Genomic DNA, 17,338 nt, shown 5'->3' on the forward strand with positions numbered 1-17,338 from the left:
CCGTCTACCTAATCGGCCGCAATCACATCCTATAGCGCCGGAGCGTTTCCGGCTCCCCGTATTCAAACGTAGGAGCGTTATCCAGTATTAGCCTCAGTTTCCCGAGGTTATGCTGGTCTATAGGGTAGTTTGATCACGTGTTACTGAGCTTTCCGCTACGAATCTAAGTTCGTGCAACTAGCATGGCTAAATCGAACTCCAATAGCAATGGCCTCTGGCAGGATCAACCAGAATGCCGCTGGACGAATGTCCAGCATGTTAGGCGGAGACACTCTCAGAAGAGAGTGTATCACATATCACACGTTCGAGACACCACATCGGTAAACCGACAAGGTGTCACCGAACTACCAAGGCTAACATCAGATTCCATCGTGTACGGCTGACCGCAGGGGTGGAATCCTCATTTCCTTCGGACTTGATTGAAGGCGGAGAAGGGTATTAAACCCATCGAACCTTCGTTGTCCGAGATTGCGAAGCGGTTTGAACGCTTCGCAGATCGCGTGTTGAGTCTTTCTTCGCGTTCATATCCGACGTCCCGTTTGTACTTAAGGGCGTCGGATTTCGCTCGTCCTCGGCGAGTGTCGCCGAGGGCGCGTGTCACATTCAATCCGAATCGCCTTGTATACTTAAAGGCACCGAATTAGATGTGTGTTGACCGTCCCAAACCGCGGGACGCCATCGACATTACATCCGAATGCTCCTATACACTTAAGGCCATTGGATTGGGTTTTCTTTCGCCCGACTCCGACTTTCAGCCACAATGGCGTGGGAGTCGAGCAGTCACCCGGTGGGAGACCACCGTGCGACCTTCGCATTTGTACGAATGGCAGGCATACATTTAAGCCCGTCGAATGAGTAGCTCATTGAGGCATATTCACTAGCATTAGAGTGTGCGGACGAAAAACAAGCCGAAGGCTCATCGTAGTCAAAGTATCGCGCGAGTGGAGGCCGAACCGTCATCCCACGCGTCGTGCGTTCAGTCCGGTCGGATGTGCCCCGCGCATCCCCAACGTTACGTGGAGGAGGCAAAAACCTTTGTCAATGGACTCACGTGCGTGCGAAGAATTATATATTACTTGTGAGTGCCTCGTGAAAGGCATAGGTGTCAAAACGAGAACATTTCACTCGTCTAAGTGTTCGATGCCTTGTTTGGAAACGTTCGCTTCAGTGATTTCTCCCGGCATCCAGTCAGGTTTGTCATCGGGGGCCTCTTCGTGCCATGCCCATCCTTCGTAGATGTGGACTTTGTCGGTTCCTTTCTCTCGAAGACGCAGTTCTACTCGATCTGCGGCATCCTCGGAGCTACCGGGGTCGAGCCGTCGCGCTGCTTTGAGCGCGGCCTGTCGCGGGGTGTTGCCCGAGAAGACACTCGATTCATCTCCATCCGTTTGGCGCAGTGCAAAGTTTCGCTTACCATCGTCACGTACCATGGTTTTCTCCTCCATGCCAACCCAGCACAGGGGCCACTATAAATATATCGCCGATATGAGCGGTTTTCGGCGATAGATATTTATACTATGTTTTGCCGTCCCGTGGTTTTTCGAGGGACGGAACGAAGGCCGAGCAAGGTAAGTGGCTTCAGTGTATATGAAATCAGTGAGAACGGTGAAACAGAACAGTACGGTAGAAAACATTTAAGTAGATGCTACGGCGAAGGACTGGATAAGATACCGCGATGGTACGGAAAAAGAAGCTCAGCCCGAGTGGCGCGAAAGACGAAGACGGCGAATACCACAACGTTCACGTCAATCTTCATGAAGACGAACTGGCCGTTGCTGGCATGGAAATCGGTGATGAGGTCTTCGTCCGGGTCCGAGAAGATAAGATTATTATCCAAAAGGCGGACAAAGACGAGGTCGAACACGAGTTCTAACTCGCCGCGGAAACCCGCAGGCGATTTCCTTCTCAATCGGTACAACGATGTACGGATACGACGCCGTCAGACCGCTGTTGTTTCAGTTGCCCGCAGAAACTGCACACGGAACTGTTCACTCGTTGCTCAAGGGGGTGCAGGGGACGCCAGTGGAGCAACTGCTCCGCGCGCAGTACCGAGTCGATGACACCAGACTGGCCGTCACCGCATTCGGCCAGTCGTTCCCAACCCCAGTGGGTGTTGCCGCGGGGTTCGACAAGAACGCACAGATACCGTCTGCGCTTGCCAGCCTCGGCTTTGGCCACGTCGAAATCGGCGGCGTCACCGCGGAGGCACAGGACGGCAACCCGAAACCACGGATGTTCCGACTTCGTGAGGACGAAGGCATCATCAATCGCATGGGCTTCAACAACCACGGTGCCGACAGAATCGGGGCACGCATGGCCATGCAGTCGCTTCCCGACGTTCCTGTCGGTGCAAACATCGGGAAGTCGAAAACCACGCCCCTCGAAAGCGCCGAGGAGGATTACCTGTACACCTACGAGCGCGTGTCAGCCCACGCGAATTACTTCGTCGTGAACGTCTCCAGTCCGAACACTCCCGGCCTGCGCGAACTCCAGAACCGCGAAAATCTGGAGCGAATCCTGACGACGCTTCAGGACGCGGGCACGAGTCCCCTCCTCGTGAAGCTCTCGCCCGACCTGCCGGAACCCGCAATCGAAGACGCCCTCGACCTCGTGAACGAACTCGATTTGGACGGCGTCATCGCCACGAACACGACGACGGAGCGCCCCGGCAGCCTCCGCAGTCAGTACCGCGACGAAGAGGGTGGTCTCTCCGGACGGCCCATCCAGTCGCGCGCCACGGAGATGATTCAGTTCACCGCTGAGCATGTGGACGTGCCAGTCATCGGCGTCGGCGGTATCTTCACTGCGGAAGACGCCTACCGGAAGATTCGCGCCGGGGCGCACGTCGTCCAGTTGTACACCGGCCTCGTCTATCGCGGCCCGTCGATTGCCCGCGAAATCAACGAAGGCCTGCTTGAACTGCTCGACAGAGATGGGTTCGACAGTATCGAAGATGCGATTGGTGCAGACCTCGATTGAACAAAGGACGGTTTCTACGAGCAATCGAATTTTTCCTCCCTCGATTCGCTAAATACATTTACCATGTGGCGCGCGCTGTCGCAGGGCTGAGGCGCTCACCGCCGAAGCTCTGTGCTGATAGCGTGCGAGGGATGACCGAAGTGAGTGGAACGAACGCAGGGAATCGGTTGGGGAGGTGTGTGGGCGGTTACGGTGCGGTTGCGGTTTTCATTAGAGTCGTGATTTGCTGAAACTACAGTATAATCAAACGGGAGTAGACGAATCACGACTCCAAACGAAGCCCTCGGTGTTCACTGACGAACCCGTATGGCAAGTCACTACAATGAATCCGAGCAAGTCATGCGGAGAAATTCGTACTCGCCGCCGTTGGTTTCCTGCATGAACGTCTCCTGACGTTCGAATCCAACATCCTCGTACACCGAAATCGCTCGGTCGTTGAACGTCGCCACCGCCAACGAGTAGATTTCGGGACCATACGTCTCCGCCGCAAACTCCATTCCGGCCTCGGCGAACGCCTTTCCGCGACCCTTTCCAGTCGAGGTGGGATGCATCCCCAGCCCGATTTCGAGAATGTCACCATCGTCGCCCATGTCGAACGAGAAGAAACCGACACGGTCACCTGCCGAATCGAAAACTGCGTACTTGTCGTCCCGATTCTCGGGATTCGTAAACAACGCCAAATCCTCCGGGTCGCTCTCCATGTCGTAGAAATCGTAGGGTGGGTCGTAGTGCCACGAGACGATGGCGTCTACGTCGTCAGCAGAGAGCGGGGAAAATTCGTACTCCATACCCCGAAATCGTCGAAAGAACTGTCAAACGTTTCGATTCAGCCCCTACTCCAGCGCGTCCAGTCGGAACTCGAATCCGGCGACTGGTAGTTCCAAGTCGTGCTCGACCAGCACTTCGGGATGAATTTCGCCGATGACACCGACCGTTTCGCCACCAATCACGACGTCCGCTGCACGGCCGGAGATGAACGTCGGATGCTCGGTCGGTGGCGTTTCGAGGTCGGCGTTGAAGTTCCGAACGATAGCTTGCAGGCGCGCCTTCGCGTCCTCGTAGGAGGCGTCGTGGCGCGCGAGAACGCCCGCCACGGTTCGGTGTTCCGCGACGCCCGTGTTCTCCGATTCATCGACCTGCGCCGCCAGACCGATTTCCGCGATGTCCTGCGGATAGGAGCGATGGGTGTTGTTCTCCAGCACCATCATCAGCGAGGGGAGCGCCCACGTCCGAAGCATGGTGTAGTCCTCGCTGTAGGGATTTTTGATGGCCGCCGGAGTGCCACCGCCGACCACGTCGGTTCCGGCCTCCGCGTCAGTTTCCGGTTCCACGTCGGATTCCTGTTCTACACGCATCCTTCTGAAGTTCTCTTCTGCGCTAATCATGTGGAAGTTGAGCAGGTCTTCGAAGCCCAAACCAACGAGAACCTCGCGGGCCGCGTCTTCGAGTTGTGAGCGTTCGTGTTGCCCACCGACCGTTCCAACGTCGGGATACCGCGGCGAGAGGTCGTTGAATCCGTAGGCGCGTCCGATGTCGTCCACTATGTCCACCGGGTGAAGTACGTCCACGCGGTATGGCGGAATTTCGACCTCGTAGACGACCGAGTCCTCTTCTTCGCTCGCTTCCCCGGAGAGTCCAGAACGGGCCAACAGGTCGAGCACTTCGTCCGGCGTGAAGTCGATACCGAGAAGCGTCTCGACTTGCTCGTGGGTGACGGATTTCGTCGTCACTTCCAAATCCGGCCTGACGAGCATGTGGTCGTCGTAGGTGACTTCGACTTCCTCGATGGTCGCGCCACGAGCGTCCAGCGCGTAGCAGATGATGGTACACATCTTGTCGATAGTCCACTGGTCAGTGCCCGTGAGTTCGATGAACAGGTCACGCGAATCCGTGGTGACCTCGGTTCGCCGACCGTTGATGACCGGCGGGAACGAGAACAGGCCGATATCGTCGTAGATGGCCGGATATCGGTCGTATTCGGAGACGAGGTCTGCGTACTTCTCGCCGGTCGGGTGCGAGCGCAGAACCTCATCGGGCGTCATCTCCGCGTCCGAATCGAGCGGAACGAATCGGTCGCCGTCCGATTCGACGCCGACGTACTCGATGCTGTTGCCGCCTTCTTCGGTCGCAGAGGAACCTTTCAGCATCGTCAGGTCGTGAATCCCAATTGCGCCTTTCGCGCGCTTTCGGCCCATCGTCGCGTGGAGTTTTTCCTGCAACTGAATGAGCGAGTCGAGCGCCTCCTCGGAGAGGTTTACGCCACGAACAATCGCACCGGTGACGTAGGGACGCTCGTCCGGAACGCTTTCATCGACCGCAATCGTCCAGTCAGGGTCGTTCGGTTTCGGGGTGTAAATTCCCCGGTCGTCGCCGTACTGGTAGCGAAGCGACCGCGCCACGCCCTCGATGGAGAGTCGGTCGAGTCGGTCGGGGGCGAACTCCAACTGCATGTCGCCCTCTTCTGTCTCGCCCTCGAACTCCAAGCCGAGTGCGAACATGTCGTCTTTGAGTTCTTCGTCGTCCTTTTCGTCGTGGCCGGTCAGTCGGCGCAGTTCGTCGGGGGAAACGTCTACAGTTGGCATCAGTGAATCACCTCCACGTCGCGGAGCAGTTCGAGGTCACACAGCGTCCCGTGAACGTCGCGGATGTCCTCGAAGCCGTACATCAACATGAGCAGGCGTTCGAGGGCAAGTCCCCACGCCATCACGTCGCACTCGACACCGAGCGGTTCCAGCACTTCGGGCCGAAACATCCCGCTGTTGCCGATTTCGATAAGTTCGTTCGTCTCGGGGTGCCGTCCGAACAGTTCGAAACTTGGCTCCGTGTACGGGTTGTAGTGCGGTTTGAACTGGATATCCGTGATGCCGAACTGCGCGTAGAACTCCTCGAAGGTGCCCATCAAATCGCGCACGGAGAGGTCTTCGGCCATCACCCAGCCCTCGATTTGGAAGAACTCAAGCAGGTGGGTCGGGTCGAGGGTGTCGTTTCGGTACACCTTCTCGACGCTGAAGAATCGCTGTGGCGGGTCGAGTTCCCCGATAGCGTTCCCGGAGAGATACCGCATCGACAGCGACGTGGTGTGGCCACGAAGCGCGATTGCTCGCGCGAACTCCTCGTCCCACGGCGAGTGGTAGCCGTCGCTGTCTTCGCCGATTCCTTCGAGATGCGCCCGGCGAACCTTCCCCACCAACTCCTCCGGCAGGTCACCGATTTCGGTTGGATTCGATAGGGCGAATCTGTCCCAGTGGGTCCGCGCAGGATGGTCTTGGGGCATGAACAGACAGTCGTTAATCCAGAAGTCCGCGTCCGCGTGCGGGCCGTCCATCTCCTCGAAGCCCATCCCGACGAGCACGTCCTTCACCCGGTTCGCCGTCTGACGCAGGATGTGAACCTTCCCGCCGTCGATTCGCTCGGCGTCGGCGTCAACGTTGTACTCCGCGAACTCCACGTCGCGCCACTGGCCCGTCGTGAGCATTTCCGGCGTCAACTGATCCACCGTCTCGGCGGCCTCGACACCTTCCATCAGGGCCGTCACGCCGTCGTCCGTGAGCAACACCGAGCGAACCGTCAATTCGGACAGTTCGATAAGACCACGGCTTTCCAGTTGGTCGAGCGTATCGGCGTCATCAACCGTTTCGCCAGCGGCGAGCGCGGCCAGCGCGCTCGCCTCCGAATCGTTCTCTGGGTCGGCATCGGGGTCGGCGACGATTTCGCCGCTGTCGATGCTCCCGTAGCCCTTCCGAGCGTAGTTCGAGAGGGCGATGTTCACCTGCGGGCCGCCCAATCCGGACTGGCCAATCGCTTGGCCCATCTGAATCGCGTCCTCGTCCGCGCCCGCAGAGAGCGCCGCCTCGTAGAGTTTGATTTCCGGCAAGCCGTCTCCGGCGTACTCCTCGCCCTCTTCTGTCAGCGAGACGGATTCGTCGGTTCGCTCTTCCACGGAAAGCAAGCCTTCGTCTTCGAGTTCGAAAGCCGCACCCGTCGCCGTCTCGGGTTTCAGGCCCGTCTTGTCGGCCAGTTCCTCGATACTCTGTTCGTCTGTCGCGCTCGCGGCTTCCAACACCGCGACCTGTGATTCTGGTAGTTTCATCGCTACTTGATAGTCGTTGGTCGTATGTCCCTGTCCGCCGGTTTAGCCCTTCTGAAGACCGTCGGACGACTGTGCTCCAACGGATGACTGCGCCCCATTGGGCCACTGCGCTCGGTTTCATCCTCCCACCGTGAGAGGAGTCCGCCGCGCGCCTAGACCCCGGTAAAAAATCCGAATCCGGTCGCTGGTCGTGACTGGACTGCGATACTGCCACGATGGGATACGGATGGCATGAGTGGAGGATGGCCCAGAATCGACAAAAACGTTCCGGAGAATCGGACGAAAGCCTTCCGGAGGGATTTATCTCGATTTCGAACGATTGGGAGTTCATGATGGATTGGGAGCGGTTCTACCGACGTGCCGATTACGACCGTTGTGCCTACATCGGCGGCGAACGGATGGCCGACCTCGTGGAGCGATGTTTCGACTGGAGGGGCGTCCCCGACGACTTCGCCTCGGTTGGCTGTGGCCCCGCAGTCGTCCCCTTCCTGCTTGCGGAACGCCACCCCGAAACCGAGATTTTCGGCTTCGACCTCTCGGAGACGGTCGTTCGGGACAACGCGGAGAAAGCGGAGGAGCAAGGACTCGACAACCTCCAGTTTGCGGTCGATTCGCTTCCCGACCTCGACACCGACCAAAAATTCGACGTGGTGTACTGTGTCGCCACGCTCTATTTCGTAGAAGAGCCGAAACGCGCAATCGAGAGTCTGTATTCACGGGTGCGAGACGGCGGCCACCTCGTGTTGAACTACCCGAACGAAACCAGTCAAGCCCAGTTTGACAGGGAGTTCGAGGGGCGAAAGCGCGAATCGTTCGAGTTGGTGCTGAGTGGTGCGAACCTGATTAGCGAAGACGTGGTTCAGGAGGCGACTGGTGCCGAGACGCGAAACTACTGGGAACTGGTCGATGCCGAGGGAGAGGAATTTGTCGATTCCGCGACTCCCTGCGTCGTCGTCGAAAAGTGAAATGTGAAATTCGGAGGTGCGGGTTTTTGCGTGTCGGAAGCGTAGACGCTCTGAATGTCCTCCATCACAACCGAAAGCGAAGTCGTAGCAGGAACGACGCAGTGGCTCCGCGGACTGTGGGACTACTACCGAGAGTACACCCACACCGCGGTTCACGCCGCCTCGGCGGCGGCGCTCACCGCATTCGGTCTGCTCATCTTCATCGACCGACTGTTCGTGGTACTGGCGATTGTCGCGTACATCGCCCCACCCATCATCCTCTACAGCATCGGCTCCGACATCGGGAGGGAATCTGACGCGCAGGAAACCGCTACCAACCGACCCACATCCGGGGCAGACGCGAATACCAATCCAAACACCAACTCGGATACCGGCAACGGGGATGCGGATTCGGATGGCAGTGATGGAGACACCGATTCAGATGGGACTGACAGCGACACCGATTCGGACGGGAGTGATGGAGATACGGATTCGGATTCCGACGATGGAGATACGGATTCGGATTCCGACGATGGAGATACGGATTCGGACAGCGATGATGGCGATTCAGACTCTGACGGGGCAGATACAGACACCGACTCGGATAGCTAACTGTTCTGTACTACCTTTTCCCTGCTTTCGAACGGCGACAAAAATGAACCGTGAACCGGCTTATCGCCGTGAGGATTTCAACTGAATATCCAACTCTTCCAGCAGTTCTTCTGCTTCCTCGCGCTTTTCCTGATGCTCTTCGAGGAACTCCTTCATTAACTCCGCGGCTTGTTCCTTGCATCCGCCACAAAGTCGTTCGCCGCCGACGCACTCCTCGTACACTTCCGTGGCGAACTCGTCGTCGTCGCCCGACAGCAGGTAGGCGTACAGTTCGTAGACGGGACATTCGTCGGCCTTGCCACCTTTTTCGCGCTGGAGGTCGGCAGTCTCGCGGCCGCCCGTCGTGGCCGATTTGACCTTGTCATAACCGTCCTGCGGGTCGTCCATCAGGCTGATGTGACTCGCCGGAACCGACGAGGACATTTTCCCACCAGTCAGGCCGGTCATGAATCGATGGTAAATCGAAGAGGGCATGATGAAGCCGTAGCCGTCGTTCTCCATCTCCACCTCGCGGGCGAGTTCCTCGGCTTCCTCGCGCGAGAGGTCGAACACGTCGATGTGTTCGTCGAAAACGCGCTTTTCGCCGTCGATGGCGTCAATGAGGGCGTGGAAGGCCTCCTCGGTGGCATTTCGGTCGAGGAACCGAACGCGGGGTCGAAGGGGTTCCATTCCTGCTTCGTCGAGTTTCGCCTTCGCGGACGAGATGGTTTCTGCGTCAACGTCGAGTTCGTCCGGCGTCATCCCGTCGATTGCCTGCGCGACGTGGACACAGCGAAGCGAATCGTCGTCGAAGTCGGCCGAGTCGAGCGTGCGGTACAGTTCGGCGACGAATTTCTGTTCGTCCTCGTCCAGTTCGAAACTCGCGTAGGCTTCCGTCACGCCGAAAAACCGCATTCTGACGGCCAAGTCGCGGGCCAGTCTGACGTGCGGGTCTTGGTCGGGGCCGACCGGGATGACGGTCGGTTTCGGTTCGTCCAGTTGCGGGTAGAGGATGTCGGCCATCTGCGTGACGACGCTCTGGACGTGCGAGACGTTGGTTTCGCCGTCGAAACCGTAGATGGATTGGAACTCCGAGAAGTTGGCTTTCGACCCGAGTTCGAACGAAAGGTCTTGCAGTTCGCGATTTTCGGACTGACGGTAGAGCGTTCCGTCCTCGGCGTCGAATCCGAGTGCGAGAAGCGACAGGAGGTAGTCACGCGAGTGTTCATCAATTTCCTCCCACGACAGGCCGCGGGCGCTGTGGGCTTCGAGGTCGGCGATGAGGCCGTAGGTGTCCCCGCCCTGTTTTTGGTGCCAGATGAGTTCGTCGAACACCAGTTTGTGCCCGATGTGCGGTTCACCCGTTGGCATGAACCCCGACAGCGCCGCGAAAGGTTCGTCGTTCTGCATCGCCTCGGCAACCCGGCGATAGCCGCGGTTGCCGAAGATGACACCTCTGCGCATCAGATAGTGAGGATTCGGAACCTCGGGAAGCACGCCGTCGAACTCCTCGATACCGAACTCCTCGAACAGTTTTCGGTAGTCGGAGACGGTCGCCGACCCCCACGGGTCGAGTGCAACGTCGTCCTCGCCCGCGGCGGTTCCACCGTCGGGACGGAGTGATGATTCGTCAGTATCGTCAGCGTTGGTAGTGTTGCTCGTGTCGGTTGTGTCAGTGGTGTCAGTGGTGTCAGTGTCGTCTCGTGTCATGGTGTAAGTCGGGTGACCGAAAGCCAGTCGGTTATTCGTTCGTTTTCCGTGACGAGCGCAAAAATCATTTTCTTTCGCACCCCGTGAGCCAACCGCACGTCCAGCGCGAGGTCGCGGGGCGAGAACGTATGACCGTCCTCAAGCACGCGAATCAGATACTCGGAGTGGCCCAGATTGTCCACCGACTCCACGTCCGCGTAGGTTCGGAAATCCGCGCCGAATTTGAAGCCGGTTTTCGGAACCACGTTACCTTCGCGGAGCGCGCGATACACACACAGTCTGCGGTCGAATCGCTCACCTTTCACGTCCCGTCCCCGGGCGACGATTTCGTCGTACTCGCCCGAAACCGAGAGGTTTCCCTCCGCGACTAGATGCGCCGCCTCAACCAGCGATAACTGCAAGACCCCTGCCGGATTTCTACCGCCCATCGGTTGTCCGTAAAACGATTCGTGGTGCAGTTCGTCCGGCGCGTCCCAGACCAGCACGCGGTCGGCAAGTAACGATCCCGAAACGTTCGTCGGTACGTCGTGGTTCGTCGTGCCCGAAATCTCGATGCGGTCGGTTTCGAAGTAGGTGATTTCGCTCTCCTCGTCCACGACTGCGAGCACCACGTCTCCCAACTGTGACGCCGGAATCGATTCGCGCTCGCTGGCGACGCGAAGACGGTACAGCACCTCGTCGTCCCACGGCCCGCCTCCGCGTGGGTAGACGACGAAATCGGAATCCGAGAGTGGGTCAGACACCCATCCTTCCCGGTCGGGCGAGAGGTAAAACCCGCGTTCTCGCAAATCGGCGTAGACGAAAAATCGGGCCGCAAAGTCGTCGCCAGTCGAGTCCTGAAGGAACTCGCGGAAATTCATTCCCTCCACCGAATCGAGGTCGTCACGAAGCAGGAGATGGGCGGCCTCAACCCGCGAGAGAGCGATTTCGTTCCCGTCGAGTGGTCTGCCGTATCCCCGCGAATCGTAGTAGCGCTGGCGGGCATCACCACCAGCGATTACTTCGTCGGCGCGTAGGCGTCCGTTCATACACTTTGTGTGACGTGCGCCGCCAAAGGCACTGCGACTTCGAGAGGATTTTTCCGGACAGTGAGAATACCAGACGTACGATAGCGGTAGAAAACACAAAATAGTAATAATACAAAATAATCAATGAGGAAGTATGATTCTGTTCGGGCCGGTTCCAAGTACATCAGAATCGTTTCTCCAGGTAGTCGTTCTTGTCGGATTCGGGCTGTTTGGAATCTGGTACTGGGGAAAAGACCTTCCACTATTTCGATGGATTCTGGTACTGGGGAAGCACGAGAGCAATGCCAAAAAGGAAAAGAGAACGGAAAAACAGACGACAAACGCGATAAATGAGCGTTAAATAGCAGTCTACTTCTTCGGATTGTGACGCTGTTTTCAGATTTCTCGGAATTAGCCAACTCCCTCGGCGCGTGCGAGCAACGACTGAAACGAGCGACAGCGAGTGAGGGAGTCAGTTGGGGAGGTCTGTGGGCGGTGGCTGTGGCGGTTTTCACTGGAGTCGTGATGTCCTTACTGCTAACCGAGTAATCTGATTGGTTGTATCTTAGGCAAATCGCGACTCTAATGAAAACCGCAAACCACTCCACACCGCATCAGCCGCACCCTCCCCAACCGATTCCGTTCCTCACTTCGTTCCGGTACTCATCCCTCGCACACTGTCAGCACAGCACCGAGGAGTTCACCTCCCCGGTGCTGTGCCAGCGCGCACCACAGTGGTTTGGAAAGTGTATCTATTCCGAGGTTAACAATCATCTCTAGAGAGTCAGAAGAGTACACTCACCCTTCCAAATCCTCGCTTTCGAACTCCTCGCAATCGGTGGCCAAACAGCGCCGCCCGGTTCGCGTCCGAAACACCGGCAGTCCACAGGCGCACGAATCCACGATTCTCCCGTTCGGAACGCCGAAGCCGGTTTCACAATCGGGATAGCGGTCACACCCCGCGATGATTCCACCTCGACGCAAAATACGGAGGTCGGCACCGCACTCGGGGCAGTCCCACTCGCGGTCGAATCGTTCCTGGACTGCTGCAAGTACAGTTCCGCAGTTTCGGTCGAGACAGAGTTCGAACTCCGCGCCGCGTTCGACGCGCATGGTCGGGAGGCCGCAGTCGCAGGAGTTCCCGCCAACGCTGGCGTTTCGGGGGATGCTGTACTCCCGGCGACAGCCAAGACAGGAGACGCTCCCTTTCGCTCGGGTCAGTGCGCCGTCACAGTGTGGACAGGTTCCGACCGGAATCCCGGCTTTTGACCCCGGATACCGTGAAATGTCGTAGCTAGTGTGGCACTCGACTCGAACCCGGCGGTCGCTGGTCGCCGCGACGAGGGTGAACGTATCGCCGTCGAGACTCGCGTGAGTGGTTTCCGCCCGTGTGAGCCATTCGACTGGCTGATACCCATCAATATCGTGGACGAGCAGGGTATCGTCGGGTTTCAGGAGCGCGACCATCTCGCCGCGTCGGTTCTGTTTCGTGTCGCCGTCGGTCGTAATCGTGCAGTCGCCGGCGAACACGCGAATCGTTTCGGTCATGGCCCGGAGTGGTCGCGGTTTCGGATTTAAAGATTCGGGCGAAGGCCTTTGAGGGAACCGGGAGAAGTAAGGGAAAATGGACGGAACGAAAACGAACCGCGAACCACCGAACGCGGTGCTGTTCGACATGGACGGCGTCATCGTGAACTCGGAGGATTTCTGGGTCGAACTCGAAGAGGAAACCATCTTCCCGAAAGTGGTCGAAGAAGACGTAACCGCCGACGAAATCACGGGAATGAACTACCGCGAAATCTACGACTACCTCGATTCGGAGTACCAAACGACTGCGACCAAAGAGGAGTTCATCGCGATATACGACGAGGCCGCAAAGCAACTCTACGGCGAACACGTCTCGCTGATGGATGGCTTTCACGACCTGCTCGCCGACCTGCGCGAAAACGGAACCGAAATCGCCCTCGTCTCGTCGTCGCCCCATCACTGGATAGACATCGTTCTTGACCGCTTCGACCTCAAATTCTCGGAAGTCGTCAGCGCCGAGGACATCAACGCGCCCGGCAAACCGGAACCCGCGATTTTCGAGCACGCCGCGGGCTTGCTCGGGAAACACGCCGACGAATGCGCCGCAGTCGAGGATTCCGAAAACGGCGTCGAATCGGCGGTTCGCGCGGGAACCTACTGCATCGGCTATCCGAACGGTGCGAAGGAGTTGGATTTGTCGTCAGCAGATGTGGTCGTTTCGTCGCCGGAGGAACTGCGGGAGGAACTAATCTCGAAGGTTGCGGAGACGGCTTAGATGCTGCTGGAAAAGTCCAAACTGGTACGTGGTTCGAAACGGGAGTAAGGAAGTATACTACCGTGAACGACCGATCAGACACACGAGCGTCTCAATGACTGCATGGACGTACTTGTCGTCTTTGTCGTCTGGACGGTATGTGAGCGTGACAGTGTCGTGTTTGTGATCGACCGAAATATTCTCGACAGCATCGTACGGTAACTTCTCACTGCCAGTACCAGACGCATCCTCTTCACTCTCGACGCTAACTGTTTCGAGGTCGTCCCTCACTGCTGTCGCCACCTTGTGGCGAACGTGGTTCGATTCAACGCGCAAGTGCAGCCGAACCGTATTTCTATCAGACGGGACTGAACCGTAAACTTGCGTGACGCTATCGTACACATTCGGCGAGGATGCGTCGTTACACGGTACACCCAGAGTGTCGAACGAGAATCGAACGGTCGCCCGGAGCGGTGTGCGTTCGAAAGAGTCCAGTGTCTCTCCACCGACAGGGTCGCTATCACCATGCCAAACATCGGCAATGGTACGAACGACCTCGGTCGTGCCGAACGCAAACTCGGTATCACCGAGCACCACCACGCTCGTCGCACCGGACGTGTACAGCGTTTGGCCCCCGTATGACTCAGTTCGAATCTCCGCTTTTTCTGTCGGGGCGAGGACAGAAATGACATCGTCGTCGTCCCAGTCGGCCCAAACGACGGCACCACCGCTGTCATCGGATCGGTCCGAACCAACCAACAGCAACTTCCCGACACGGCTCACGTCAACTGAAGATGACGAGTTGTTCGCAAACATTCCGGTGAGAACAGTAGGAATGTCATCGAACTGTCTGGCGGCGAGCAGCGTGCTAGCGACGCGCTTCGCTACGTTGTTCTCTCTGATCTCGCTAGTGTTGATCAGCACGAGTGGGTCGCTCCCGATGGGTGCCGTACCAGCCGTGAATCCGAGCGCGCCGGGTGTCCCGTCGTCCGAGGAGAACTCGAAGGGGGAGCCAGCAACGATACCGAGGGTGGCGACGAGACCACCAGCGGCGAGCACGGATCGGCGGGAGGTTTTGTTCGGGGACACAATATCATCTAGAAATGGGAGTAGTAAGTAAGGACTTTGCTATTAGTCGTTTTGTTGACCCAATATCTGTGCAAATCGAGTCCCCACGCGAGGTCAACATCAATGTCGACGATACTCCACTTCTGGAAGTTTCCACAGGTCATTTGGTACCGCGAGACACTCCGACTTCGAACACTGTAAGAACCCGATTGAGATTACTCAACTTTCACAGTCCGCGAGTCGGTAATCGGAACTACCGGAAGGTCGGGGAAGGCAACTCGAATCACGAACTCCATTTCGTCGTCGGTGCCGCCGAAGACGCCGACGGGAACCGTCGCGTCGGCGTCGATGTACGTCGATTTCGTGGTCATCTCGATGCCGTTGACGGTGACTTCGACGACCGCCTGCTCGCCCTGCCCACGATTTCGGAGAGTAACCTCCCGCATATCGTTCTCCCCGCGGGCGATTCGGGTTGGGAAGTCGCCCCACTCGATTTCCACGTTGGGAAGTTCGCGGGCGCTCTCTTCTACCTGCTCGGCGACACCTTCGGAGAGTCCTGCTTCAATCAGGCCGTCCACGTCCGCCTCGCACACGTCGGCGGGCGTTTCCAGCCCTTCTTTCGCCAACTTGTTCGCTCGGCCAGCGCCCACGCCGTCGATTGCGGTCAGACCGACGGAACGCTCGTCCACGCCGTTTTCCAATCGCGCTTCGACGCGAGTTGCGAGGTTCGCGGCCATCGGCTGGTCGAGTCGCTTCAAAAACGCACGCAGTGCGGCGAGGAGTCGCACTGCGTTCTGCTGGATGACCCACGCATCGCTCCGGAGTTCGCCCGGCGTCGAACCGGTCATGCTGGCGCGGAGGATGGCGAGCACTTTTCGCCCGCCGCCCTCCAAATCGCCCGAATCCTGCCCGACGAGAACGGAGTTGATGGCGTCACGCTCGGATTGGCGGGCGTTCACGCTGTCGAACTCGGCGGCCCCGGCGACTGCTTCGAGGATGGCGGGCGTGTCGATTTCCTCTTTTTCGGCCAGTCTACGGAATCGCTCCGCCGTGTCGAGGTCGAGATAGAACTTCGAGGTCAGCATTGCGAGTGCAGTGCCGTCGATTGAAAGGTCGTCGCCGCGTTCCACGAAGCCTCGGTCAACGAGGCGTTTGAGCGTGGTTCGGACGCGCTCGCGGATATTCTCGAAATCGTATTTTTCTGGTTTGCTTTGCGCCCGAACGTAGTAGAACGTCGTTTCGAGCCACGACATCACGTCCTCCAAATCCGAGATGGTGCCCATGGCGATTTCGGCGTTCAAATGGGAATCCAAATCCTCCGCCAGCCGGGATTCGATTTCCTTCCCCTCGCGGAGCAGTTTTCGGTATTTGTCAGCGTCCGCGTAGTCACAGACGACCCATCCGTAGCCAACGTCGTCGTAGCCCGGTCTGCCTGCCCGTCCGAGCATCTGGAGTACGTCTAAGGGACTCATATCCACCTCGCCCTCAAGGGGGTCGTGGAGTTTGGTATCCCGCAAAACCACGCATCTGGCAGGGAGGTTGACCCCCCACGCGAGCGTGGAGGTCGAAAAGAGGATTTGGATTTTTCCTTGCTTGAACCACTCTTCGACCATGTCGCGGTCGTTTTTCGACAGCCCGGCGTGATGGAAGGCAACGCCGTCGAGCACCGAGTTTCGAAGGGTGTCGTTCCGCAGTTCTTGCGTTTCGGTGTGGAAATCGTAGTCTCCACGCGCGCCGATTGGAATATCTCGCTCCGCTATTTCGTCGCGGGTCTTCTTCGCTGCCTGCACCGTATCCTGCCGCGAAGAAACGAACACGAGGGCCTGTCCGTCCTCGCGGACGTGCGGCTCTGCGAGGTCGAGCGCGCGATAGAGCCGTCGATATTTGTCCGCAAAGGAGTTGTCCCCGTGAGTGTAGGTCTTCACGTCCGCGTGCAAATCCACCGGTCGGTAGTCGTCGCCGAACTCGAAGGTGGTTTCTGGCGGTGCATCCAGCCAATTTGCCACGTCCTTCACGTTCGGCATCGTCGCGGAAAGCGCGACGATTCGGGGGTCACAAAGTCTCCGCAGGCGGGAGATGGTCACTTCGAGGACGCTCCCGCGTTTGTCCGAATCCAGCAGATGAACCTCGTCGATGACACAGCAGTCCACGTTCGTAATGAACGAATAGCGTGCGGAGTCGTGTTTCCGGGTCGCAGAATCAGTTTTCTCCGGCGTCATCACGAGGATGTCAGCGCGTTTCGCCCGGCGTGGGTTCAAATCGCGTTCGCCCGTGACGACGTAGACCGAGTAGCCGAGTTCTTCGAAGCGTTCCCATTCGGTTTCCTTTTCGTTCGTCAGCGCGCGCATGGGCGCGATGAACAGCGCGGTGCCGCCGTCGCCCAGCGCCTTACAAATTGCCAGTTCTGCGAGGGCGGTTTTCCCGCTCGCGGTCGGCGCGCTGGCGACTACGTTCTCCCCGCTGTCGAGCAGTGCGGGGAGCATCTCTCTCTGCATCCGGTTGAACTCCTCGAAGGCGAACGCCTCCGCGAACTCGGGAACCGCCTCGGAGACCTGCATCGTTTCGTAGGCAGAGTGGTGGGCAGAAAGGCGTTTCTGTACTCGTTCGTGACAGCGGTTTCGTTCCGTCAACTCTGCAGGAGAGTACCGTGGTACCGAAATCGGCGTTC

At 58.2% G+C, this 17,338-nt stretch carries 15 protein-coding genes and 1 rRNA gene; 6 read left to right on the forward strand and 10 right to left on the reverse strand.

Annotation, left to right across the window (positions count from 1 at the left end; translation table 11 throughout):
• Both HL45_RS00005 and HL45_RS00010 read right to left on the reverse strand, forming a co-directional pair.
• Window positions 1-234, reverse strand: a 16S ribosomal RNA gene (locus tag HL45_RS00005); the annotation flags it as partial.
• A gap of 887 nt (window positions 235-1,121) precedes the next feature.
• A complete protein-coding gene (locus tag HL45_RS00010) occupies window positions 1,122-1,430 on the reverse strand; it encodes a non-histone chromosomal MC1 family protein (protein ID WP_049970020.1) in 309 nt (102 codons plus the stop codon).
• 245 nt (window positions 1,431-1,675) lie between these two features.
• Between HL45_RS00010 and HL45_RS00015 the strand changes: the two genes are divergently transcribed.
• Both HL45_RS00015 and HL45_RS00020 read left to right on the forward strand, forming a co-directional pair.
• Window positions 1,676-1,873 (forward strand): hypothetical protein, encoded by a 198-nt coding sequence (locus HL45_RS00015; protein WP_007982308.1) that lies wholly within the window; start codon window positions 1,676-1,678, stop codon window positions 1,871-1,873.
• A 47-nt stretch (window positions 1,874-1,920) separates the two neighbouring features.
• Entirely contained in the window at window positions 1,921-2,979 is a 1,059-nt protein-coding gene (locus HL45_RS00020; protein ID WP_049969075.1) for a quinone-dependent dihydroorotate dehydrogenase, read from the forward strand.
• Window positions 2,980-3,296: 317 nt separating this feature from the next.
• Here HL45_RS00020 and HL45_RS00025 read toward each other — a convergent pair whose 3' ends face one another.
• From HL45_RS00025 to pheS, 3 genes are read right to left on the reverse strand one after another with little or no spacing between them, the layout of a single operon-like run.
• Window positions 3,297-3,767 carry a GNAT family N-acetyltransferase gene (locus HL45_RS00025; protein ID WP_049969076.1) on the reverse strand — a complete coding sequence of 157 codons (471 nt, stop codon included), beginning with the start codon at window positions 3,765-3,767 and terminating at the stop codon, window positions 3,297-3,299.
• Window positions 3,768-3,812: 45 nt separating this feature from the next.
• Window positions 3,813-5,561, reverse strand: coding sequence for a phenylalanine--tRNA ligase subunit beta (gene pheT / locus HL45_RS00030; protein ID WP_049969077.1), 1,749 nt, complete (start codon window positions 5,559-5,561; stop codon window positions 3,813-3,815).
• Window positions 5,561-7,069 (reverse strand): phenylalanine--tRNA ligase subunit alpha, encoded by a 1,509-nt coding sequence (gene pheS, locus HL45_RS00035; protein ID WP_049969078.1) that lies wholly within the window; start codon window positions 7,067-7,069, stop codon window positions 5,561-5,563. Before pheS ends, pheT begins: the two co-directional genes overlap by 1 nt.
• Window positions 7,070-7,311: 242 nt before the next feature.
• Between pheS and HL45_RS00040 the strand changes: the two genes are divergently transcribed.
• Together HL45_RS00040 and HL45_RS00045 are read left to right on the forward strand one after the other, a co-directional pair.
• The gene (locus HL45_RS00040; protein WP_233274645.1) at window positions 7,312-8,034 is read left to right on the forward strand and encodes a class I SAM-dependent methyltransferase; all 723 of its coding nucleotides are present in this window, start codon (window positions 7,312-7,314) and stop codon (window positions 8,032-8,034) included.
• Window positions 8,035-8,088: 54 nt separating this feature from the next.
• Window positions 8,089-8,625 carry a hypothetical protein gene (locus HL45_RS00045; RefSeq protein ID WP_049969079.1) on the forward strand — a complete coding sequence of 179 codons (537 nt, stop codon included), beginning with the start codon at window positions 8,089-8,091 and terminating at the stop codon, window positions 8,623-8,625.
• Between the two features lie 60 nt (window positions 8,626-8,685).
• Here the strand turns inward: HL45_RS00045 and HL45_RS00050 are convergent, their stop codons facing one another.
• Together HL45_RS00050 and endA are read right to left on the reverse strand one after the other, a co-directional pair.
• Window positions 8,686-10,314, reverse strand: a complete 1,629-nt coding sequence (locus HL45_RS00050) for a tryptophan--tRNA ligase (RefSeq protein WP_049969080.1) — start codon at window positions 10,312-10,314, stop codon at window positions 8,686-8,688.
• Window positions 10,311-11,342: a tRNA-intron lyase gene (endA, locus tag HL45_RS00055; protein ID WP_049969081.1), complete on the reverse strand. Its 1,032-nt coding sequence runs from the start codon at window positions 11,340-11,342 to the stop codon at window positions 10,311-10,313. The genes HL45_RS00050 and endA overlap by 4 nt, the downstream gene beginning before the upstream one ends.
• Before the next feature lie 133 nt (window positions 11,343-11,475).
• On the opposite strand from endA, the gene HL45_RS21020 reads away from it, so the two are divergent.
• Complete coding sequence (locus tag HL45_RS21020) at window positions 11,476-11,682, forward strand: hypothetical protein (RefSeq protein WP_049969082.1); 207 nt, start codon at window positions 11,476-11,478, stop codon at window positions 11,680-11,682.
• A 437-nt stretch (window positions 11,683-12,119) separates the two neighbouring features.
• Here the strand turns inward: HL45_RS21020 and HL45_RS00065 are convergent, their stop codons facing one another.
• Complete coding sequence (locus HL45_RS00065; protein WP_049969083.1) at window positions 12,120-12,869, reverse strand: PDDEXK family nuclease; 750 nt, start codon at window positions 12,867-12,869, stop codon at window positions 12,120-12,122.
• Window positions 12,870-12,945: 76 nt separating this feature from the next.
• Here HL45_RS00065 and HL45_RS00070 point away from each other — a divergent pair, with 76 nt between their 5' ends.
• Window positions 12,946-13,623, forward strand: a complete 678-nt coding sequence (locus tag HL45_RS00070) for an HAD family hydrolase (protein ID WP_049969084.1) — start codon at window positions 12,946-12,948, stop codon at window positions 13,621-13,623.
• 57 nt (window positions 13,624-13,680) lie between these two features.
• On the opposite strand, the gene HL45_RS00075 is transcribed toward HL45_RS00070, so the two are convergent.
• Together HL45_RS00075 and HL45_RS00080 are read right to left on the reverse strand one after the other, a co-directional pair.
• On the reverse strand, window positions 13,681-14,691 hold the full coding sequence (locus HL45_RS00075; protein WP_049969085.1) for a hypothetical protein: 1,011 nt from the start codon (window positions 14,689-14,691) through the stop codon (window positions 13,681-13,683).
• A gap of 194 nt (window positions 14,692-14,885) precedes the next feature.
• Window positions 14,886-17,228 (reverse strand): DEAD/DEAH box helicase, encoded by a 2,343-nt coding sequence (locus HL45_RS00080; protein ID WP_049970022.1) that lies wholly within the window; start codon window positions 17,226-17,228, stop codon window positions 14,886-14,888.
• Between the last annotated feature and the right edge of the window lie 110 nt (window positions 17,229-17,338).

This window comes from Haladaptatus cibarius D43 (genome assembly GCF_000710615.1).
In the GTDB taxonomy this organism is placed as follows: domain Archaea; phylum Halobacteriota; class Halobacteria; order Halobacteriales; family Haladaptataceae; genus Haladaptatus; species Haladaptatus cibarius.